Raw genomic sequence first — 23,048 nt, 5'->3', positions numbered from 1 at the left:
GTACACAATATTATTATGTTGTGGTAACAGGAAGCTGTGGTACAGCGGCCACTTCCGCTGTTGCAGCCATCACGGTCAACAAACTAACAACGATTACGACTTCGCCTGTTGGAGCGACCTACTGTAAAGATGTTCCAGCTACAGCTTTAGCAGTTGTGGCAGATGGCACGGGTATGCTTACCTATCAGTGGTATAGCAATACAAGCAAAAGAACAACAGGTGGAACGGCTATTTCTGGCGCAACTTCAGCTAGCTATACACCAGTGACTACGGTGGTTGGTACACAATATTATTATGTTGTGGTAACAGGAAGCTGTGGTACAGCGGCCACTTCAGCTGTTGCAGCCATCACGGTCAACAAACTAACAACGATTACGACTTCGCCTGTTGGCGCAATCTACTGTAAAGATGTTCCAGCTACAGCTTTAGCGGTTGTGGCAGATGGCACGGGTACGCTTACCTATCAATGGTATAGCAATACAAGCAACAGTACAACAGGTGGTACGGCTATCTCTGGCGCAACTTCAGCTAGCTATACACCAGTTACTACGGTGGTTGGTACACAATATTATTATGTTGTGGTAACAGGAAGCTGTGGTACAGCGGCTACATCAGCTGTTGCAGCGATCACAGTCAACAAACTAACGACGATTACGACTTCGCCTGTTGGCGCAATCTACTGTAAAGATGTTCCAGCAACGGCCTTGACCGTAATTGCCGAAGGTACGGGAACATTGACGTATCAATGGTTTAGTAATTCAACAAATAGCACAACAGGAGGTACAGCTATTTCTGGCGAAACTTCAGCGAGCTATACCCCAGCAACCGACGTTGTAGGTACACAATACTACTATGTCGTTGTGGGCAGCGACTGTGGTGCAGCGGTTACTTCCGCTGTTGTAGCGATCACGGTTAACAAACCAACAGCCATTACAAGTTCACCAGTTGAAGCTGTCTACTGTAAAGATGCGACAGCAACGGCCTTAACTGTAATTGCAGAAGGTACAGGTACATTGACGTATCAATGGTTTAGTAATTCAACAAATAGCACAACAGGAGGTACAGCTATTTCTGGCGCAACTTCAGCGGGCTATACACCAGCAACCGACGTTGTAGGTACACAATACTACTATGTAGTTGTGGGCAGCGACTGTGGTGCAGTGGTTACTTCCGCTGTTGCAACAATCACGGTTAACAAACCAACAGCCATTACAAGTTCACCAACTGAAGCTGTCTACTGTAAAGATGTTCCAGCGACAGCTTTAGCGGTTGTGGCAGATGGCACGGGCACATTGACTTATCAATGGTTTAGCAACACGACCAATAGCACAACAGGTGGTACAGCTATTTCTGGCGAAACTTCAGCGAGCTATACACCAGCAACCGACGTTGTAGGTACACAATACTACTATGTCGTTGTGGGCAGCGACTGTGGTGCAGCGGTTACTTCCGCTGTTGTAGCCATCACGGTTAACAAACCAACAGCCATTACAAGTTCACCAGTTGAAGCTGTCTACTGTAAAGATGCGACAGCAACGGCCTTAACTGTAATTGCAGAAGGTACAGGTACATTAACCTATCAATGGTTTAGCAACACAAGTAATAGCACAACAGGAGGTACAGCTATCTCTGGCGAAACTTCAGCGAGCTATACACCAGCAACCGACGTTGTAGGTACACAATACTACTATGTAGTTGTGGGCAGCGACTGTGGTACAGCGGCCACTTCAGCTGTTGCAGCGATCACGGTTAACAAACCAACAGCCATTACAAGTTCACCAACTGAAGCTGTCTACTGTAAAGATGCGACAGCAACGGCCTTAACTGTAATTGCAGAAGGTACAGGTACATTAACCTATCAATGGTTTAGTAATACAACAAATAGCACAACAGGAGGTACAGCTATTTCTGGCGAAACTTCAGCGAGCTATACACCAGCAACCGACGTTGTCGGTACACAATACTACTATGTAGTTGTGGGCAGCGACTGTGGTGCAGCGGTTACTTCAGCTATTGCAGCGATCACGGTTAACAAACCAACAGCCATTACAAGTTCACCAGCTGAAGCTGTCTACTGTAAAGATGCGGCAGCAACAGCCTTGACCGTAATTGCAGAAGGTACAGGTACATTGACGTATCAATGGTTTAGCAACACAAGTAATAGCACAACAGGAGGTACAGCTATTTCTGGCGCAACTTCAGCGAGCTATACACCAGCAACCGACGTTGTAGGAACACAATACTACTATGTAGTTGTGGGCAGCGACTGTGGTGCAGCGGCTACATCAGCTGTTGCAGCCATCACGGTTAACAAACCAACAGCCATTACAAGTTCACCAGCTGAAGCTGTCTACTGTAAAGATGTTCCAGCTACAGCTTTAGCGGTTGTGGCAGATGGCACGGGTACATTGACCTACCAGTGGTATAGCAATACAACAAATAGCACAACAGGAGGTACAGCTATTTCTGGCGAAACTTCAGCGAGCTATACACCAGCAACCGATGTTGTAGGTACACAATACTACTACGTAGTTGTGGGCAGCGACTGTGGTGCAGCGGTTACTTCCGCTGTTGTAGCGATCACGGTTAACAAACCAACAGCCATTACAAGTTCACCAGCTGAAGCTGTCTACTGTAAAGATGCAACAGAAACGGCCTTAACTGTAATTGCAGAAGGTACAGGTACATTGACCTATCAATGGTTTAGCAACACAAGTAATAGCACAACAGGAGGTACAGCTATTTCTGGCGAAACTTCAGCGAGCTATACACCAGCAACCGACGTTGTAGGTACACAATACTACTATGTAGTTGTGGGCAGCGACTGTGGTGCAGCGGCTACATCAGCTGTTGCAGCCATCACGGTTAACAAACCAACAGCCATTACAAGTTCACCAGCTGATGCTGTGTATTGTAAAGACGCAACAGCAACGGCCTTAACTGTAATTGCCGAAGGTACAGGTACATTGACCTATCAATGGTTTAGCAACACAAGTAATAGCACAACAGGAGGTACAGCTATTTCTGGCGAAACTTCAGCGAGCTATACACCAGCAACCGACGTTGTAGGTACACAATATTATTATGTTATTGTTCAAGGAGACTGTGGCGCAGACGTCCGTTCAACGCCTGTTGCCATAGTCGTGAACAAGCCGACCGTAGTGGTGACTTCACCTTCTAGTGCCATTTACTGTGAAGGTGTAAGTGCCGCTGCGCTATCGGTGATTGCCGATGGTAGAGGTACATTGACTTATCAATGGTATGTAAATACGTCAAACAGTGTACTTGGTGGCGTATTGATAGAAGGAGCTACAGCAGCTACTTATATACCAACGTCAACGAATGCAGGCATTAACTACTATTATGTGAAAGTGACAGGAACATGCGGTGAGACAGTTTCTGATGTCGCTGCTATTCAGATGAATGCAACGCCTCCAGCGCCTGTAACACGTACAATTATGACATATACAGGAGGAGCAGACCTAGCATACGATGCTGTTGCTTTACCTAATCATAGTTTAACCTGGTATACAGACATTCAAGGTAATGGCTCTAGATCAATTAACAACCTTGTTAAAACAAATTTAGTAGGAGAGTTCACCGTTTATGTTTCACAAACGAATAATGAAACGCTTTGTACCAGTCCAATTGTACCGGTGAAAATCATCATTCGTGCCGTTGGTATCACGGTAACCAAATCAGTTGATCGAGAGAACATTGCGAATCCTGAATTACTAACGTATACAATTAAAGTAACCAACACAGGCAATTTTGATCTAACGGATGTGAAAGTCGTTGATGAATTAACCCAAGTCGGTCTTGCTGAAGTGTCTATTACAGCTATCGGAGCACCAGTAGAGTCTCTTAATTCGGATGGAATTTTAGAGGAGCAGGAAGTTTGGACATACAAGTTTACCTATAAGGTCGACCAAGGTCGTATCGATAATGGAAACCCTATTGTGAACACAGTTCGTGTAACAGCAAAAGAAATACCTACTGCTGTAACGGATATTGCTCAAACGACTATTACGCAATCAGCAGGTATTGCTGTCGTTAAACGTCATGGCTTGACTAAAGCAGATGGACAAGCTTGTTATACCTTAAAAGTTGGCGATATCGTTCCTTATCACTTTGCGGTAAGCAATGTCGGTAACGTATCCCTAAGCACCATTGAGCTGACTGATGCCTTAGCTGGAGTAAGTAAGCCTACGTTAATAAGTGGAGATACGAACGGTAATAATAAACTAGATGTGGGTGAAGTTTGGAACTATACGGCTAGTTATAGCGTTCGCCAAGCAGACTTAGATGCTGGTAAAATTAGTAATCAAGCGACAGCAACAGGCGTTAGCCCATTGGGTACGAAGGTCAGCGACCTTTCAGGTGATGCCGCGGGTACAAACAATCCTACTGTATTTACGATTTGTTCGGTTTCCAACCTTGTTATCGAAAAGCTGGCGGATAGAAATGAAGTAACCAAAGTAGGTGAAGAGATTCATTATAAGCTTAAGGTGAAAAATACGGGAAACACGCTATTGAAAGACATCGTTGTTACGGATATCTTATTCAAAGATTGGTCGCGTAAAATCGCAACGCTAGCTCCAAATGAGGAAGTTGTTATCGACTTGGTTTACAAAGTTACTTCAGAAGACTTTAACAAAGGCCAAGTTCGTAATATAGCCCATGTGGAAGGTAAAGATCCGCGTGATGTGCCGACTAAAGTTGAAAGTCCAGAGGTCATCATACCTGTGAAATACATCAATAAACTTCGCGTAGATAAAACGGCGCTTTTAAGTGAGGTAAGTGAGGTTGGTAATGTGATAGATTATGAGATTGTCGTTCGTAATGAGGGTAATCAAGTATTGTACAAAGTCATTGTTACAGATCCATTGACCGGGCTCAACCGTACACTTGAAAAACTTGAAATAGGCGAAGAGGTTAAATTGTCTACAAGTTATAAGGTAACAGCAGAAGATTTCAAAAAGACTGAAATTGAAAACGTTGTTAATGTTACGGGTAAAAATCCACAAGGTGTAGATGTTACGGGTACGGACAATGCTATTGTAAAAATTGTTCCGAATCCGTTCAAAATACCTAATGTTTTCACACCAAATGGTGATGGTATAAATGATCGATTTGAGCTGATTGGTGTTGAACGCTTTGATCATATCGAAATCATTGTGATAAACAGATGGGGTAATGAAGTTTATAAAAACGAACGCTACCAAAATAATTGGACAGGAGAGGGCCTTAACAACGGGACGTACTACTACATTATTCATACGGTAAACGGTGGAGAAAGAACACAGTACAAAGGCTGGGTATTGATTAAGAAATAAGATTAATGAAAATGTTAAAATCGATTCTTATGAGTAAGGGTATCAAAATTGGGATGTTACTGATGTTAGCAGTTAACTGGTGCTATGGACAGCAAAGTATTCAGTTCTCACAGTACATATTTAATAGCCTTAGTGTCAATCCAGCTTACGCTGGATATAAAGAGGAGTGGTTTGGCCAGTTAGGCTTACGTAGCCAGTGGACAGGATGGGATGGAGCGCCTAAAACCGGACAGCTCTCTGTTGATGGGGTTATAGACCCTGTCAGCAGACGTCATGGCGTGGGTCTTCAGCTGACGAGTGATAAGCTGGGTGCACAATCGGCAACTTCCATTTATGGTAATTATGCCTTACGTCTGCAGCTGGATCATGAAGATACGAAACGTCTTAGTTTAGGCGTAGCGGCAGGTGTTACAACCTATGGATTGGACGGTGATAAGCTAGACCCCAATGACCCTACAGATCCAAATATTCCGGTCGGTAAAATGTCGAAATGGAAGCCTGATATTCGATTAGGCGTTTATTATGCAAGCCCTAAATGGTATGTCGGTGTTTCGGTACAGGATTTCTTCTCGAAGAATAAGGAAAATGAAGATTACGTATTTGATAAGCTCGCTACAGAAAGTTTATATCGTAATATTAACGGCTACTTTATGGCAGGAGCACTTTTGAACTTAAGTTCAGAGCTTGCTTTGCGTCCTAGTTTACTCGTTAAGGATGACTTTAAGGGGCCTACCTCTTTAGACTTAAATGCGATGTTTATTTTCCATGATCGTTTATGGATAGGTGGTGGCTACCGAACACGCAGTAGAGTCTTTAATCGTGATTATTCCGATCAATCGGCGGCAAAGCTAAGCTCTCGGAATGCCGCTGTAGCTATTGCACAATTGTACATTACGCCGCGGTTCCGTATTGGCTATTCGTATGACGTAATGCTTAATAAAATGAGCGGCAATCAAAATGGAAGTCATGAGGTTACCCTAGGAGTCACTTTTGGTAAGCCTGTGGTTAAATTGTTAAGTCCTAGATATTTTTAATTGTCTAAGCCCAAAATCGTTACATTATGAAAAAAATATTTTTTGTTAGATGGGAAACGTTACTACTGTCGATGCTATTCTTGACAATTACGCTCAACATTTATGGACAAGAACAACCTGATATTCGTTTTCGTGCTAAACAGTACTTTTTGTTAGGTGAATATGCACGCTCTGCAGCATTATATAAAAAGTTGGTAGACACCAAAAAGGTGAAAACCGAAGACTTGGAAAATATAGCCGCTTGCTATTTACACATCAATGAATATGAGCAAGCTGAGAATTGGTATGCCAGAGCTCTACAGCAGAAGGATCATTCGCCGCAAAGTAGTTGGAATTATGCTCAATCTTTAAAGCAGAATGGTAAATATGATGTAGCGAAAAAGGAATTTGAGCAGTACAAAAATAAGTATGGAAATTCGAAACAGCTAGAAAACGAGATTGCTGGGGCCGACTCCGCTATTGTATGGATGGCTAATCCACAAAAGATTGATATAAAAAATGAATTAGCTATAAATACAGGGACGGCTCAATTTTCTGTAACGCCTTGGAAAGGAAACAAAGTGTTGTTTGCCGGAGAGTCAGAGGCAGCAGGTGAGAAGGTTAGTGGTATGACGGGTAGAGCATTTATTAAGGTGCACAGTGCAAATAAAATAAACAATAGCCTACAGCTCGGGGAAGCCGAGCTTCTATCTGCCGATATTAATAGTGGTGCTTATCATGTTGGACCAGTCGCTGTTGACCCTTCGGGTGATGTCTTTTACGTTACACAAACCTATCCTGGAAAAGGCACGGAAAAATTTTATCAGGAAGGCTTACGTTTCAAAAAACATAATCTGGAATTAATTATCTATACCCGTAATGGCGATAGTTGGACATCTAAGGCTTTTCCCTATAACGATGTAAAGAACTATTCTGTTGGCCATGCCACTATTAGTCCTGATGGTAAGACCCTGTATTTCGCTTCCGATATGCCTGGAGGATTAGGAGGAGTGGATATTTGGTTTAGTGAGCTAAATGCAGATGGCACCTGGGGAAAGCCTCAAAACTTAGGTGATGCTGTTAATTCATCAGGCGATGAGCTATTTCCTGTAGTACAAGGTGATATACTTTATTATTCGAGTAATGGGTTTCCAGGGATGGGAGGACTCGATATATATGCTGTTAAAGGTGAGCGTACAAACTTTACGGGACGTAAAAATCTTAAGTATCCCATAAATACGGCATCCGATGACTTTAGTTATGTACTCATCACTGCAGATGGCAAAGATAAAAAAGGGTATTTGTCGTCGAACCGTGCTGGTGGGTTAGGTAATGATGATATCTACTCTTTCACGTACTACAATGCACCGCATAAGATTAGGTTGATAGGAACCACCTTAAATAAAAAAACGGAGAATGTGCTTCCTGAAGCTACCGTTTACCTATTTGATAATGATAATGTCTTGATAACGAAGAATCAGTCTGACGCTAAAGGAGGATTTAGCTTTGAGATTACGGAAGATAAGGCCTATAATGTACGCGCGGAAAAAAACGGTTATCATGAAGACTTAGTTTCTGTACAGGCAGTACATGCCACTAAAGATACGACGGTTTCAGTTGTCTTACGTTTGGAGCCTGTGGTAGCTGTTGGCGACAAGTTTGTATTGGAAGATATCTATTATGATTTTGATAAATCAAATATCAGGAAGGATGCATCCTTGGTTTTAAACAGGCTTGTAAGGACTCTGCGTGATAATCCAACGCTAAAAATCGAACTATCTAGCCATACTGATAGCAGGGGCGATGACCGTTACAATGATAAACTATCGCAGCGTAGAGCACAAAGTGCTGTAGATTATTTGGTGGAGCAAGGAATTGATAGAAATCGTTTAGTTGCGAAAGGTTATGGAGAGAGAAGGCTAGTTAATAGATGTTCCAATGGGGTATCTTGTTCAGCAGCAGAGCATCAAGCAAATCGACGGACAGAAATTGAGATTTTAGCGTATTAGAGTGCCGTAGAGCAATGTCTACAAATTCTCAAACAGTAAAATAATTACTAATGAATTGTTTTACATTAGTTAATTGAGTGATAAAATAACTGCCATATAATGAGTGTTATAACATGGTTATTTGTAGTTAAAATATAATTCATATGCCCGAGAAGATATCAAAACTGTTGTTCGATTGCGTATCGCAATTTGGGGAACACAATTACATGGCTTTAGCCGCGGCAAGAGATAAAAGTATCGATTATATTAATCATACTGTTGGCCAATTTGATGATATACTGCTATTGAATTTGAGTAGTATAAAGCTTCCTGATAGTTTTAACCTGTTGTGGGTTCATTACTTTACAGTTATCTTGCTGTTTGTTAGTAATGTCTCCTTACTACTCCTGTTTTATGTCCTTTTTAAGCGAAACCGTAAAAAGGGAAATACCTTGAATAGTAGAGCTACAGATGTATCTAGTGGTCTAAACTTTGATAACGGTCGTAATTTTGATGTTCAAGCTTTAGGGCATGATCATTCCCTAATGCATTTTGATTATGACAGTTTGAATGTACTCGAGAATCGCAAACATTTGATGTTACAAATGAATCTGCGTGCAGATGATAAGTGGGAGATGTTTCAAAAGTGGTTCAATGAGTTATTCCCGAATTTCTATCTTAATCTTCAAAATCGATTTCCAGGATTAACACCTAGCGATTATAGGTTACTCTCGTTGATGAAGCTGAATCTGAAAAATAAAGATATGGCTTTACGGCTTGGAATTTCTATTGAAGGGGTAAAGAAATCGAAACAACGTTTACGTAAAAAGTTAAACCTTGATCTCGATACTGTACTGGAGGGAGAACCAGTATCTTAAATATGTATTTTTTATTGTCCCACTTACGTGAGGGACAATAAGCTTTAATTGTTTTGACACAGCAGTCACTACGTATCGTTAGTTTCTGCTGTGTTTTTTTATAGGCTATTTACACCATTTAATAGACCTTTTATAAGTAACATGTTCTTTGTGAGCCCTTCTCGTTTGCTTCGTTAAGCAATTATTTTCCCCGTATTTATTTTTTGAAAATACTTGCTAAGGTTTTTACTCATTATTCGTTTTAATAGTAATAACCCAAATAACCAATATATACTTAATGAAAACCACGCAAGAAGTTGCCACGCTTATTAAGAAATATATAGATGGAGATAGTACAGTAGAAGAAGTTGAATCGTTGATGCGATGGGCACAAGAAAAGCCTGAACACGAGGTTTTCCTTACCAATTTGCTTAAAAGCGACGATATCTATGCTGATGCTATTGACTATATATCTCTCAAAGAGGAAAAAGATGATGTTTGGCTTGAAGGATTTGAAGAAAGCATAATACAGCGTATTCAACCTCGGATAAAACAACGTACAATAAAACATTTAACATGGATTGTTGGCGCTGCAGCCGCTATGCTACTAACTTTCTTCTCCTATCTGTATTTTTCTAAGGACATGCCAATGTATGGTGATGAGTCATGTGATTTGGCTGAAGTCGTAGCTGGCACAACTAAAGCGGAGCTTATTCTTCCTGATGGACAGCGTATTACACTACGTGATGATAAAGAATGGATCGCTATGGGGGAGTCCCTAAAATATAGCGATGGTAGTCCTGTGCTTGCTGAAGATACAGAAATGTTAGCTAAACAGCTCATAACGATAGAGGTGCCGAGAGGTGGTCGCTATAAAATTATGCTTCCTGATGGGAGTAAAGTATGGCTGAATTCTATGTCCAAACTCGTTCATCCTTTTCGCTTTGCAATTGATAAAAGAGAAGTTACCCTAGAGGGGGAAGCCTATTTTGAGATTGCACAACTTTCTGTCGCTGGAAAACGTGTTCCTTTTACCGTAAATACCGATAAACAAAGTATAGAGGTTACTGGTACAGCATTTAACGTTTCAGCATATGCTGAAAATGCAGCTACGGTGACAACACTTGTCCATGGTTCTGTAGATATTTATGCGGGTAGTCAGCGACTTTCTTTAAAGCCTAGCCAACAGGGAATAGCAACAGCCAAAGGAGTCAGTAAGCGAGAGGTTGATGTCGCTAAATTTATCGCATGGAAGGATAATAAGTTTCTTTTTGACGAAACGTCTTTGATAGAAGTAATGAGAGAGATTAGCCGCTGGTATGACATTGATGTTAGTTTTGAGGGAGAGGCTCGTTCAACATATTTATATGGCGAAATTGGGATGGATAAAAATTTAGTTGAAGTGCTTCGTTTGCTAGAGAAGAGTGGTGTAAAGTTTAAGTCTATCAAACGGGACTCCCGTCAACGATTGATCGTATTACCTTAATTATAAAACTATAAACAATAAATTATGATAACAATGAAAAGACCAAAGCCTACTTAGTATTTCTTTGTCCATAAAAAAAACCGAACAGATGTCGCGCAACACTGTCCGGCTATTTTTTGGATATACAAAGAACAATGTGATAATGAACTTTTTATGAACCTGTAATCCTAATTGTACAAAAATATGATTTTTCTACAAAGAATTTATTATGGCGGAAAAACTGCCAATCCTAAATCCAAAAATTGGGCCTTAAAAATGAAACTAACCTTTCTATTTACTGCCCTTAGCATATTGAAGCTCTCTGCAACAAGTTTTGCACAGAACGTATCGGTTAAGGCCAGTAACACTCCACTCATTTCAGTAATGAAAAATTTGCAGCAGCAAAGTGGGATTCCTTTTCTACTAAACGGAAAAGATATTGCCAATACGACAATAAATGTCGATTTGAAGAATGTCAGTTTAGAGAAAGCATTAAATACAATTTTTGCTAATAAAGCTATTTCTTGGGAAGTAAGTGATGGTACCATCGTTTTACAAAAAGCGGAACGTACAAACGTAGCGGTAAATACTTCCAACAAAGCGGACGACAAGAAAGCTCAAGAGCGTAGTATCCGTGGTAAAGTAACCGATGAGAATGGTAATCCATTAGTCGGTGTATCTGTACAGTTGAGGGGAACAGGTACGGGAACAACAACAGATGGTCAAGGGAATTATGTGCTTGTTATTAACAACCAACAAGGCGTTATACAGTTTTCCAATGTTGGCTTTTTAATGCAATCCGTAACCGTTGCAAACCAGCAAATTATCAATGTTACATTGAAGGCTAATGCAGATGATTTAGACGAAGTCGTGGTTATCGGTTATGGTACACAGAAGAAAAAATTAAGTACAGGAGCAACGATTCAAGTAAAAGGAGAAGATCTAGAGAAATTAAGTACACCTAGTATTTTGGAAGCTTTACAGAGTAAAACTCCAGGTGTTCAAATCGTTCAAAATTCAGGAATGCCCGGCGAAAGCTTTAAGGTAACTATTCGTGGATTGGGAACTATTAACAATTCCAATCCTTTATATGTAATTGATGGTATTCCTGGTGGTGATATTAATATGCTGAATCCGTCCGATATTGAAAGTATTGATATTCTTAAAGATGCAGCTTCGGCAGCTATTTATGGATCTCGTGCGGCAAATGGTGTCGTATTAATTACGACCAAGCAAGGGAAATCAGGAAGGACTGTCGTTAATATTGATAGCTATTTAGGCTGGCAGAATGCCTACAAAATGCCTTCTTTATTGAATGCTAAGGAGTATATGACTATCCAAGATGAACGTAAGTTTAATGAAGGTAGCGAGCTCTATGATTGGGCAAATTTAATTCCAAAGCAGTATCAACAGATTATGGATGGTACTTGGAATGGAACAGATTGGCTACGGGAAATTTTAAACAAAAATGCCATATTAAGTAATACATCTGTTAACTTGATGGGCGGTAATGATTTATCTAAGTTTTCCCTTGGTTATTCCATTTCAAATCGTGAAGGTATTTTCGGAAAGCCTGTTGAACCTAATAACGAGCGTCATACTTTTCGTATTAACTCAGAACATATCCTTTTAAAGAATGATGATTTTACAATCATTAAGTTTGGTGAAAATCTAAACTATTCCTTTAATAAAAAATCGGGTATTGGAATTGGTAATTTGTATTGGAATGATATTCATAACATGTTGGTTGGCAATCCACTTTTGCCTGCTTATAATGAGCAGGGGGGCTTCTATGACTTCGCTAGTAAAGAAGCCGATAAATGGGGATTTGATGGTACTGCGGTGAATCCTATGGCTGATATGACATACCGCCGTGGACAGAATTTAAGTAAAAGTCATGGACTATCTGCTAACGCTTATTTAGAGGTACAACCTATTAAAAACTTAATATTCAAATCTAACTTTGGTTACCGTTTGAGTGCTTCATCTTACCGTTCATACATACCGGTATTTAAATTGTCTACAACTTCTGAAAATCCAATAGATGATATCTCTCAAAGCCAAAGTTTAGGCCATAATTGGGTTTTGGAAAATACATTAAGTTATAAATTCACACTTGGACAGGATCATCAATTGGATTTTGTTGCAGGACAATCTTTAGAAAAATGGGGCATGGGAGAAAATGTAGGAGCTAGCTCTTCAAATTCTACCTTTCCAAATCAATGGGATAAAGCATGGGTCGGTAACGGTCAGCTTATTGAAGGATTTCCTGTTTCTGGCGGTAAGTGGGGTGACGGTTCTTTAGCATCTTTCTTTGGACGTGCTAACTACAACTATAAGGAAACGTATATGGCTTCCTTCACGATGCGTGCCGATGGTTCATCCAATTTTGCTAAAGGCAATCGTTGGGGTTATTTCCCTTCAGCATCGGTTGGTTGGGTCGTGACCAATGAAGAGTTTATGAATAACACAAAACCTTGGTTAGACTTCTTCAAAGTTAGAGCTAGCTGGGGACAGAATGGAAACGCTAGTATTCCAAACTTCCAATACCTCTCGACTGTTGCTATAGACAACCGTAATGGTTATTATTTTGGAAATAACAAAGAAACATTAATCAAGGGCGCATATCCAGATATTTTGTCAAACCCAAATGTTAAATGGGAAACTTCGGAGCAGATTAATATTGGATTTGACTCTAGGTTCGCTAATAATCGATTGGCTGTAGTGTTCGATTGGTATAAAAAATCTACTATCGATTGGTTGGTTAGAGCTCCTATTATGGCGACTGTTGGTACAGGAGCTCCATTTATTAATGGTGGAGATGTGAACAATACGGGTGTCGAGTTGGCTTTCAATTGGAATGATAATGTAGGTGATTTCCGTTATGGAATAGGTGTCAATGGTGCATACAATAAAAATAAAGTAGTCCGTATTGATAATAGAGAAGGTATTATCTATGGTGAGGAAAATGTATTGAGTCAAAGTACAAAAAATATGTATCGTGCACAGGTAGGCTATCCTATTGGTTACTTCTATGGCTATAAAACAGCAGGTATCTTCCAAAACCAAGCTGAAATTGAAGCGCTCCGAGCTTCAGGACATGGTGTTTTACCTAATGCCCAACCTGGTGATGTAATTTTTGTTGATAGCAATCGTGATGGTAGTATTACCGATGACGACAAAGGGATGATTGGAAACCCGCATCCTGATTTTACCGGTGGTTTAAATCTTACTTTTGGCTACAAGGGATTTGATTTAGCGATTACAGCTATTGGTTCTTTCGGGCATCAAATTGCTAAGTCATACCGCTCATTCGCTGATTTACCTCTGCAAAATTATACAACTGAAGTATTCCAGCGTTGGCATGGAGAGGGAACATCAAATAGATACCCTAGAATAACAGGCGGAGCACATTCTAACTACATGAATATTTCTGATATCTATGTTGAGAATGCTGACTTTGTAAAACTTCAAAATATCACCTTAGGTTACGATTTTAAATCTTTATGGAAAAAATCGCCATTCAGTCAAGGACGTATTTATGCGACGGTTCAAAACTTGTACACTTTCACGAATTATAGCGGTATGGATCCAGAAATTGGTTATGGTGATTCTCAATCTTGGGTGTCTGGTATTGATGTGGGCTTTTACCCACAACCACGTACGTTTATGCTTGGTGTAAACCTTAAATTTTAATTTCGAAGACATGAAAAAGACATTATTAATACTTTTAGCTGCCGGAATGCTATCTTCTTGTGATAAATTCTTGGATTCAGAAAGCTACGATAAAAAGAATACTTCCAATTTCCCTGTAGATGTTGCTGACGCCAATGTGATGCTTGTAGGAACCTATAATGCATTAAGTCGCGCAATTAGTCTCGTTGAGTCATCACCATTTTACATGGCAGAATTAGCTTCTGATGATAGGTTCGGTGGCGGTGGTGAGAACAACCGTGATATGCAAGGGTTAGATAGGTTTATGAATACAGAGCCAAATCGCTTTTTACCTTTTTGGAGTGCACGATACACCGGTATATTTCGGGCTAATTCAGCACTTGAAACGTTAGATCAAGTAAAGGGGTGGGCAAATGAAGCACAGAAAAACCAAGTATTTGGTGAAGTGTATTTTTTACGTGCGTTATTTTATTTCGAGTTATCACAGATGTTTGGTGAAGTACCGTTGATTACAACATCATTGGTAACTAATGTACCTCGTGCATCAGCTGATCAAACCTATGGACAGATTGCTTCAGATCTGATGAAAGCTATTGAGCTTATGCCTTCGACGCCGTATAGCCAGGTCGTGTCTGGACACGCTACTAAGTGGGCGGCACAAGCATTATTAGCACGTGTATTTTTATTCTATACGGGTTATTATCAGAAAGCAGATTTACCGTTGGCAGAAGGAGGGGCTTTATCCAAAGCTGCTGTTATTCAGCAGTTAGAAAATGGAATCCAAAATTCAGGGCATGACCTAGTACCCGACTTTAGAAATCTATGGCCGTATACAAATACGTTTACTGCTAAGGATTATGATTATGTAAAACAAAATAACCTCAAATGGGTAGGTGACGGAAATATGGAGACCGTATTTGCGGTGAAATTCGGAAATTTAGTAGACTGGAATTCTGCATATCAACAAGGATTTTCTAATCAGTATAATCTACATTTTGGCTTACGTGCGGGAAATGGGGTTGAAAACACATTCCCATTTGGACAAGGTTGGGGAGCTGGCCCTGTGAATAGTAACCTATGGAAAGAGTGGGCAGCAGCAGAACCAACGGATATACGTCGAGCAGCTTCTATTCTTAATGTTGATACTGATTTGGATACTTATGAGTATGGTGCTGATACGCAGATGGAGGAAACAGGGTTGTGGCAGAAAAAGTACATCGCGATAACAGCATATGATGCTGCAGGAAAATTTGTTCCTTCTTATGCTATTTTAAAGGACGGTGCATTGGCAGACTATCAACTGTCACATAATCAGGATTTAGTGGTTATTCGCTTTTCAGATGTATTGTTAATGCATGCGGAATTAAAAGAAGATGCTACAAATCTAAATCGAGTGCGTTTACGTGCGAATCTACAACCTGTAAGTTACTCTTTAGCTGCTTTGAAGAAAGAGCGTAGATGGGAATTGGCTTTTGAAGGGCAACGCTACTTTGATTTGATGCGTTGGCATGATGCGGCTACAGAACTAGCAAAGCAAGAAGGGGTGAGCATAAAGAATAAAGGAATAGATACGCAGATGAAGGCTTTCGGTGGTGGCTATAAGGCCCGGTATGAAGCAACAGGTGGTTTTTGGCCTTTACCTTCCTCAGAGATAGCTTTATCGGATGGTGTATTGACACAAAATAAGGGTTGGGGCACTTCCGCTGCCGAATTCCCTGGATGGTAACGTTTTTAATTTTATAGCTATGAATCATTTTTTTAAATATATATGTTGCTTAAGTTCAGTTCTGGTGCTTTTTTCTTGCGATCCAATTGAGAAAAGATTAGATATAGGCTCGGAAATTACAGCAAATGAGTTGAACATTACAGCTGTTCCATTAATGGTAAATGGAAAAAGAAGTAATAAAATTATCGTTAATAACGACAGTCCTGTATTATCATCTTGGGATTTTGGTACTGGTACAACACAAAAAAAGACAGACACCGTGTTGATGGTCGTTGCAGGTGAGAATGAAATTATCTTTACGGGATTAAATCCTTTAGGAACCAAGGTTTCTAAAACTTTAACCTTTATAGTTGATGAGTTAACCTTTCCTGTTCCGCCTGAATGGGCTTTCTTAACCGATGGAAAGGAGAAAACTTGGAAATGGGATGAAACGAAACCCGCAGTTTGGGGTAATGGAGGTTACTTGATTAATGTAACACCTGCATGGTGGGCGGTTAAAGAAGCCGAAATGAATGCGCAAGAAGCAGGAGAGGGAGTAGGATCTAAAATGGTATTAGCATTGAGAGGCGCTAAATTAGAGAAAATTAGATCAACCGGTGAAAAACTAATCGGTTCATTTTCTTTTGATATGAGCCAGGTTGTGAAATCTGATGATGGTAAAATTTGGTCTTATGGTAAGTTTAAAACTAAAGGCACAACAGTGCTTGTAGGGAAATCTCCAGAGGAAGGAAATTCGCCTATCTACGAATTTGATATTATGACAATTAATGATAAAGAATTGGTTTTAGCTTATGCGCCAGCGGGAGCAGCTATTTGGGCGACAACCTATTATTGGGTGTTCCGAGCAGTAGAATAGTATTTTATTTGTATTAGTTTTAGAAGAGGGGCATTACGCCCCTCTTCTTTTTTGCGTAAACGCTATAGGAGTTGATGCTACAAAAACTTGTTAAATCATTTCTGTTTTTGCTATTTATATGTTAACTTTAATTTAACCAAGGAAGCCACGTGCTTCAACCATTATGATGAACAATGCGGATCAGCAAGTAGTATACTTACAAGACGGGCGAGAGTCTGCTATGAGCTTCTTTATTAAAGAGTTCAGCCAGCCTTTGCTTTTCTTTGCATGGAAAATTGTGAAGGACAAAAGTGTTGCTGAGGAGCTTGTCTCTGATGCTTTTGTCAAGCTGTGGGAGCGCCGCTCAAATTTCTCTTCATCCGATAGTATTAAATCCTTTTTGTTCTTGGTTACCCGTAATGCAGGATTGGATGTGCTCAAGCAAAAACGTAATAGATTTCAACATGACGATTCTTTACTCCTTGATTTAGAGAGTGAAGACCCTGATATGTTAACGAAGATAATATATATTGAGCTCATAGAGCAAATTGCCGCTGAGGTGGAAAAATTACCGAACAAACAAAGGCAGGTGGTGCAACTCTCGATTATGGAGGGTAAAGATAATGAAGAAATTTGCTCGGAACTTGGTACTAGCCTAAGTACCGTTTACTTTGCACGCTCTAAAGCTATATCTACCTTGAAACAAGTATTCAAACGCAAGAATATATCCTATAAATTGTTAATTATCAGTTTTATTAGCTCCGTCATGTACTATACATCCCTCGTGTAGACTTCTTATTAGATGGTCTGTGTATGAAAAAAAAGCTTTATTTTGTGCTGATTATAGAGAAAATAGGGATTTATGAATTATTTTGAGGCACTTACTATTCTATTAAGTGAAGAGCAAGCTTACGACAAGCAACAACACGAAACTTTACTGTTTAAGAGTAGCCTTCAAGAGCGAAAGGAGCAAGGGGTAACATGGTTCCCAATTGCAATTACGCAAAGTGAGCTTGGTCGTGGCGACTATTTAACAATCACGGTAAGTAAAACCAATAATCTCGCAGAAGGTCATAAATTCCGCTTTGGAATGCCTGTTTCTTTATTTTCAAATCATGACGCCAACGAAGACCGTGTAAATGGTATTATATCTTATGTTAGCCGAGATACGATGCGTATCTCCTTTAAGTTTGATGAGCTACCCGATTGGAGCCGAAGAGGGAAATTAGGTGTCGATCTCCTGTTTGATGAAAATTCCTATAAAGAAATGCAAGATGCCTTGGTAGAAGCCGAGAAGCTTCGTGCCGATAAAACGCATGGCGAGTTTGTTCGACAATTAATAGGAGAGTCTCCTCTTCGTGAACATGTAGCTTCAGCCACAAGTTCATATAACAATGCTCATCTTAATGCGAGTCAAAATTTAGCGATACAGCAGGTATTAGCGGCAAATCCACTAACGATTCTTCATGGCCCTCCCGGGACGGGTAAAACAACAACTTTGGTCCATGCCGTAAAAGCATTAGTCAAACAAGATAATGAGCAGATTTTATTGGTAGCACCTAGTAATACCGCTGTCGATTTACTGACGGAGCGACTGTCTAATCAAGGTATTGATGTCGTTCGTATTGGAAATCCAGTGAAAGTATCGGCACACCTACAAGAGCTAACGCTAGATGCTAAGGTTGAAAATCACCAGGCAAATAAAGAGTCCAAAACATTAGCGAAGCAGGCCCGTGCTTATATGGATATGGCTCAAAAATATAAACGTAGTTTTGGTAGGTCTGAACGCGAGCAGCGAAAGGCCTTGATGGAAGAGTCACGTAAAATACGGAAGGAGATTGATAAAATCCAAGATTATGTCGTTGAAGATGTGCTTAGTAAGGCCGCAGTAATTACGGCTACTTTGGTGGGGGCAAACCAACATACTATTCGCAATCGCCATTATCAAACCCTTATCATCGATGAGGCAGCGCAGGCTTTAGAACCTGCTTGTTGGATTCCTTTGCTGAAGGCCAATCGTGTGGTACTCGCTGGCGACCATTGCCAACTTCCTCCGACTGTTAAAGCGACTTCGAAAGCAGGGCAAGGTCTTTATGTTACCCTGTTTGAGAAATTAGTAAACAACTACCCATCTGCAGTTTCCTTGCTGAATGTGCAGTATCGTATGAACAGCCAAATTATGAAATATCCGTCCGATGTTCTGTATAAGGGAGCTTTGCAGGCGGCTCCAGCCGTTGCCGACTGGTCATTGCCTCAAGATAATAGCCCGATTATATTTATCGATACGGCCGGAGCTGGTTTTGAAGAAACACAAATTGATAACGGTACTTTTAATGGTGGTGAAGCCTATTTTCTACGTCAGCACCTAAGTAGTATGGTTCAAGATTTAGCCATTTCGTCCGCAAATGGCGATACTGAATTTCCAAGTATTGGCGTGGTAGCACCCTACAGAAAACAAGCAGGTTTCTTAAAAGAGATTATTGCCGAGGACGACTCCTTAAAGCCTTATGAAAAGTCGCTGCAAATTCATACAATTGATAGTTTTCAAGGACAAGAGAAAGATATCATCTATATTAGTCTAACCCGTAGTAATGGCCAACAGCAAATAGGCTTTCTATCGGATATACGACGCATGAATGTTGCGATGACACGTGCTAAGAAAAAGCTAGTTGTAATTGGAGATAGCAGTACAATAGGTCAGCATCCTTTTTATAAAGGTTTGCTCGATTATGTGACTTCTTTAGACGCCTACCATAGCGTGTGGGAGTGGGATATCACAGGGTTTGATGCTTAAAACTTTGTTTTAAGTGCAAAGGAATGTAAGCTTGATGTGTAGCGCTAGTTGGGGCTAATCCTTATTTTATGGCGTATTGTTTTTCCGGCAAGTACTTCCAATAGCGTTTAGGTACATGCTGAATATGTAGTTTTAAGTTTTTCCGTGCTTCAATATTTGTACTTTGGAAGTAGCTCTGCCACAGGTTTTCATATTTCTTTTCCTTCGCGTCCAGGTCTGTTACCGCTGATGTTGTTTGCAACATACCGACCTGAGGTAGGGTTAATTTTACTTCAGTTACAGTTTTTAAATCGTAGTAAATTCCATATTTACGTATATCATCGTAGATTAACCAAGGTTGGTCGGCATACCTATTTCTGAAGAAAGGAATAATTAGCGGCAGCACATTGAAATCCGGATTTACAACGGCTAAATACATGCCGTCTGCACTTTTCTGAAAACGTACAAAAGCCTTCATACGGTGACGTTCTCTATTTATCTTTTTTAGGGTTTGCTTAAATTTTAAAACCCGATCATCCCCATAGTTCTGTAAAAAAGCTGCATTACCCTTAAAAACTTCAATAATAAGGGTGAAGATAATGGAGTTTATCTCGGGATCCTCAGCAAGGTAAGCACGCCAGAAATCTAATACTTCATCAACGGAGAGGTACTTTGATAGTCCTTTTTGAACACGCTGATACTTCTCGACATCGCTGTATATCGAGTGTGTAGTTTCAAATAGGCCATTTTGAAATGTGCTTTCACACGAAATGTTTACGTTAAATTCTTTACGCTCAAAGGCTGTGAATACTGCCGTTAACAAGCCTTGGTAGCTGCCATCAAAGATATACGTCATATTAGAAAAGACTTAATTGTGGTGCAGCTAAAACTTTGGACGTGCTATTGGATACAATAGTTTTGCGTAACTGATCCATGGCCATGAACCCCAAAGGGATAATGGAGTCAGCGCATAGCATAAAGTGTTTAGCCCTATTGAATGCGATACCCATTTTTTTAACTTGATGCTCTCGAAGTTTACCAAACTTTCGTGCTTGAATTATTTTCATAGCTGACTGTCTTCCGACACCAGGGATACGGATTATGGTCCAATAATCGGCCGTATTTATATCTACAGGGAAGTTTTGCGGATTGCGTAAGGCCCAGCTGAGTTTCGGGTCGATTTCTAAATCTAGCTGTTGAAATGAGGTGTTTAAGATCTCATTAATCTGAAAGCCATAGAATCTTAAGAGCCAGTCTGTTTGGTAAAGTCGATTTTCACGCACCAGCGGTGGTCTGCTACCAATTTGTGGCAATAAAGAATTGTCATTCGATATAGGTACATACCCGGAATAATACACCCGCTTGAGGTTATAGTTTTTGTAGAAATCATTAGCTACGCTCATGATTTCAAAATCATTTTCGGGAGTGGCGCCAATAACCATTTGCGTACTTTGACCAGCAGGAACAAAGGTAGGCGTGTGCTTTATCAATTTTTTCTCCTCTTTATATTGGATTAATTTACTGTTGACGAATGCTAGAGGTTTCTTCACAGAATCGTGGTCTTTTTCCGGAGCCATGAGCTTTAGTCCCATTTCTGTTGGCAGTTCTAGATTTATACTCATACGATCCACATAAAGCCCTGCTTCTTGAATTAAGTCTTCACTAGCACCAGGGATTGTTTTAAGGTGGATATAGCCATTATAACGTTCTTCGGTACGTAGCTTCTTGACGATGCGCAGCAGTCTTTCCATGGTGTAGTCTGCACTTTTGAAGATACCAGAACTTAAAAATAAACCTTCAATATAATTCCGTCTATAGAAGTTCATGGTTAATTCTACGACCTCCTCAACGGTGAAGGCGGCGCGCTTTACATCATTTGTGCGTCTACTAACACAAAAGGCGCAGTCGTAAATACAATGATTGGTTAATAATATTTTTAGTAAAGATACGCAGCGACCATCCTCTGTGTAGGAGTGACAAATACCAGAGTAAGAAGCATCACCAATGCCTCCCGTATTTTTTCGCTTTGACCCTGATGAGCTACAACTTACATCATATTTTGCTGCGTCAGCAAGGATCCGTAGTTTTTCTTCCAATCGTTCCATATGTCCGTCTTTGAAACAAAATTACTAAAATATTTAGTAATTAGTTAATTTGTTTAAAAAATATACGAATAGGATAGGCTGCCATCCGTAGCAAAGAGGATTCATAAATAAAAGAAGCGTAGATAGGCGAGAGGCTTTGTGAAATATTATTTGGGCTATAACTTTCTATGTTCTAGTAGGCCTGTTGTCTATTGACTTCAATAAGAAGGCTACGCGATTCGGTACGGAACGTTTTGGTACTTCTATCAAATTGTAACCTAATTCACGGTACACGTTGGCTATCTGCAGGTAAGTCATAACGGCTTCTTCGAAAGATTGCTTTCTTTGTGCGTCATTTTCATAGATGGCTAACCATGGCGGCGTTATAAACACCTTTTTGCTATAGCGATATCGTTTTGCAGCTTGCCAATAGGCGGCTGGAACGGAAAGGTTGCACACCTTTAAATAACCAATGCAGTCGGGTAATCCACGATCAAAGAAACAGATTTCTCCATGCGCGAGGGCCTTTTCATAATCTATTAGAGCTTGTTCAAACATAGCTTGCGCGAAGTCTACAGGTGTTATCCATGGTAATTTGTGGCCTCCTTGAGCTTCTTGTTCTTTTATGATGGCTCGTCCCGATTCAGGAATGCATTCATAATGTAGCTTGCTTAAACTTTCTATAAGTGATGTTTTGCCCATACCAGGGCCACCAGTTAATACAATAGCATTGTTATTTTCTATTATTTTCATTACTGTCTTTTGTTTGTGTGTCAGTCGATTTATGGGAAATATTTGAGGTTTTAATCAAGCTCTTGGGAAGAGCCGGGAATAGGTATAGTTTACTTTCAACTACTAAAATAGGATCATACGGAATTCTTGGGGGGCATCTTTTTTTAAGCATACAATTTCATTACGCGGTATAAGAAGAACTTCGTGTCTCTAACACCTCTGAATATTGCTCTGAAAGCTTTCAGCTTAGCATTAAAAGACTCCGCGGCAGCATTTGTACTCCTATTATCAAAGTAATGAAGGATATTTGGGTGATGTGCAGCAATAGACCTTGCTACACTTTCAAAAGATTCTATCCCTGCATTCTCGGCTTGATGATGCCATAGCGCGAGTTTGGTTAACGCACCTTCTTTAGGATCAAGTTGAATTCTTGGGGGGCATCTTTTTTTAAGCATACAATTTCATTACGCGGTATAAGAAGAACTTCGTGTCTCTAACACCTCTGAATATTGCTCTGAAAGCTTTCAGCTTAGCATTAAAAGACTCCGCGGCAGCATTTGTACT

At 40.2% G+C, this 23,048-nt stretch carries 14 protein-coding genes; 10 read left to right on the top strand and 4 right to left on the bottom strand.

From position 1 onward, the window contains the following. Nucleotides 1-20: 20 nt before the first annotated feature. The 10 genes from WH223_RS13740 to WH223_RS13695 all read left to right on the top strand — a co-directional run bounded on the left by WH223_RS13740 (nucleotide 21) and on the right by WH223_RS13695 (nucleotide 19,689). A complete protein-coding gene (locus WH223_RS13740; RefSeq protein WP_340048310.1) occupies nucleotides 21-5,336 on the top strand; it encodes a DUF7507 domain-containing protein in 5,316 nt (1,771 codons plus the stop codon). Nucleotides 5,337-5,365: 29 nt separating this feature from the next. Beyond that, complete coding sequence (locus tag WH223_RS13735) at nucleotides 5,366-6,370, top strand: PorP/SprF family type IX secretion system membrane protein (RefSeq protein WP_340048309.1); 1,005 nt, start codon at nucleotides 5,366-5,368, stop codon at nucleotides 6,368-6,370. A 26-nt stretch (nucleotides 6,371-6,396) separates the two neighbouring features. Further along, nucleotides 6,397-8,358: an OmpA family protein gene (locus WH223_RS13730; protein ID WP_340048308.1), complete on the top strand. Its 1,962-nt coding sequence runs from the start codon at nucleotides 6,397-6,399 to the stop codon at nucleotides 8,356-8,358. Between the two features lie 143 nt (nucleotides 8,359-8,501). After that, entirely contained in the window at nucleotides 8,502-9,215 is a 714-nt protein-coding gene (locus WH223_RS13725; RefSeq protein ID WP_340048307.1) for a helix-turn-helix transcriptional regulator, read from the top strand. Nucleotides 9,216-9,492: 277 nt separating this feature from the next. Next, the gene (locus WH223_RS13720) at nucleotides 9,493-10,680 is read left to right on the top strand and encodes a FecR family protein (RefSeq protein ID WP_340048306.1); all 1,188 of its coding nucleotides are present in this window, start codon (nucleotides 9,493-9,495) and stop codon (nucleotides 10,678-10,680) included. Between the two features lie 255 nt (nucleotides 10,681-10,935). Next, nucleotides 10,936-14,355: a TonB-dependent receptor gene (locus tag WH223_RS13715; RefSeq protein WP_340048305.1), complete on the top strand. Its 3,420-nt coding sequence runs from the start codon at nucleotides 10,936-10,938 to the stop codon at nucleotides 14,353-14,355. Between the two features lie 10 nt (nucleotides 14,356-14,365). Then, nucleotides 14,366-16,060, top strand: a complete 1,695-nt coding sequence (locus tag WH223_RS13710) for a RagB/SusD family nutrient uptake outer membrane protein (RefSeq protein ID WP_340048304.1) — start codon at nucleotides 14,366-14,368, stop codon at nucleotides 16,058-16,060. Between the two features lie 64 nt (nucleotides 16,061-16,124). Next, nucleotides 16,125-16,916 (top strand): hypothetical protein, encoded by a 792-nt coding sequence (locus WH223_RS13705; RefSeq protein ID WP_340048303.1) that lies wholly within the window; start codon nucleotides 16,125-16,127, stop codon nucleotides 16,914-16,916. 163 nt (nucleotides 16,917-17,079) lie between these two features. Continuing rightward, the gene (locus tag WH223_RS13700; RefSeq protein WP_340048302.1) at nucleotides 17,080-17,685 is read left to right on the top strand and encodes an RNA polymerase sigma factor; all 606 of its coding nucleotides are present in this window, start codon (nucleotides 17,080-17,082) and stop codon (nucleotides 17,683-17,685) included. Nucleotides 17,686-17,757: 72 nt separating this feature from the next. Continuing rightward, a complete protein-coding gene (locus tag WH223_RS13695; protein WP_340048301.1) occupies nucleotides 17,758-19,689 on the top strand; it encodes an IGHMBP2 family helicase in 1,932 nt (643 codons plus the stop codon). A 61-nt stretch (nucleotides 19,690-19,750) separates the two neighbouring features. Here the strand turns inward: WH223_RS13695 and WH223_RS13690 are convergent, their stop codons facing one another. From WH223_RS13690 to WH223_RS13675, 4 genes are all read right to left on the bottom strand, one after another. Further along, nucleotides 19,751-20,524 (bottom strand): TIGR03915 family putative DNA repair protein, encoded by a 774-nt coding sequence (locus WH223_RS13690; protein ID WP_340048300.1) that lies wholly within the window; start codon nucleotides 20,522-20,524, stop codon nucleotides 19,751-19,753. A gap of 1 nt (nucleotide 20,525) precedes the next feature. Next, on the bottom strand, nucleotides 20,526-21,773 hold the full coding sequence (locus tag WH223_RS13685) for a putative DNA modification/repair radical SAM protein (protein ID WP_340048299.1): 1,248 nt from the start codon (nucleotides 21,771-21,773) through the stop codon (nucleotides 20,526-20,528). Between the two features lie 165 nt (nucleotides 21,774-21,938). After that, entirely contained in the window at nucleotides 21,939-22,505 is a 567-nt protein-coding gene (locus WH223_RS13680) for an AAA family ATPase (RefSeq protein ID WP_340048298.1), read from the bottom strand. Nucleotides 22,506-22,648: 143 nt separating this feature from the next. Beyond that, the gene (locus tag WH223_RS13675) at nucleotides 22,649-22,939 is read right to left on the bottom strand and encodes a transposase (protein ID WP_340047002.1); all 291 of its coding nucleotides are present in this window, start codon (nucleotides 22,937-22,939) and stop codon (nucleotides 22,649-22,651) included. Nucleotides 22,940-23,048 lie beyond the last annotated feature (109 nt).

The organism is Sphingobacterium sp. MYb382 (assembly GCF_037572665.1).
Lineage (GTDB): Bacteria > Bacteroidota > Bacteroidia > Sphingobacteriales > Sphingobacteriaceae > Sphingobacterium.
This window is presented reverse-complemented; position numbering and strand designations above follow the sequence as displayed.

Bases quoted from the DNA above. Each gene is read 5' to 3' on its own strand.
- WH223_RS13735 (WP_340048309.1), top strand. From the start codon at position 5,366: ATGAGTAAGGGTATCAAAATTGGGATGTTACTGATGTTAGCAGTTAAC.
- WH223_RS13730 (WP_340048308.1), top strand. From the start codon at position 6,397: ATGAAAAAAATATTTTTTGTTAGATGGGAAACGTTACTACTGTCGATG.
- WH223_RS13725 (WP_340048307.1), top strand. From the start codon at position 8,502: ATGCCCGAGAAGATATCAAAACTGTTGTTCGATTGCGTATCGCAATTT.
- WH223_RS13720 (WP_340048306.1), top strand. From the start codon at position 9,493: ATGAAAACCACGCAAGAAGTTGCCACGCTTATTAAGAAATATATAGAT.
- WH223_RS13715 (WP_340048305.1), top strand. From the start codon at position 10,936: ATGAAACTAACCTTTCTATTTACTGCCCTTAGCATATTGAAGCTCTCT.
- WH223_RS13710 (WP_340048304.1), top strand. From the start codon at position 14,366: ATGAAAAAGACATTATTAATACTTTTAGCTGCCGGAATGCTATCTTCT.
- WH223_RS13700 (WP_340048302.1), top strand. From the start codon at position 17,080: ATGATGAACAATGCGGATCAGCAAGTAGTATACTTACAAGACGGGCGA.
- WH223_RS13695 (WP_340048301.1), top strand. From the start codon at position 17,758: ATGAATTATTTTGAGGCACTTACTATTCTATTAAGTGAAGAGCAAGCT.
- WH223_RS13690 (WP_340048300.1), bottom strand. From the start codon at position 20,524: ATGACGTATATCTTTGATGGCAGCTACCAAGGCTTGTTAACGGCAGTA.
- WH223_RS13685 (WP_340048299.1), bottom strand. From the start codon at position 21,773: ATGGAACGATTGGAAGAAAAACTACGGATCCTTGCTGACGCAGCAAAA.
- WH223_RS13680 (WP_340048298.1), bottom strand. From the start codon at position 22,505: ATGAAAATAATAGAAAATAACAATGCTATTGTATTAACTGGTGGCCCT.
- WH223_RS13675 (WP_340047002.1), bottom strand. From the start codon at position 22,939: ATGCTTAAAAAAAGATGCCCCCCAAGAATTCAACTTGATCCTAAAGAA.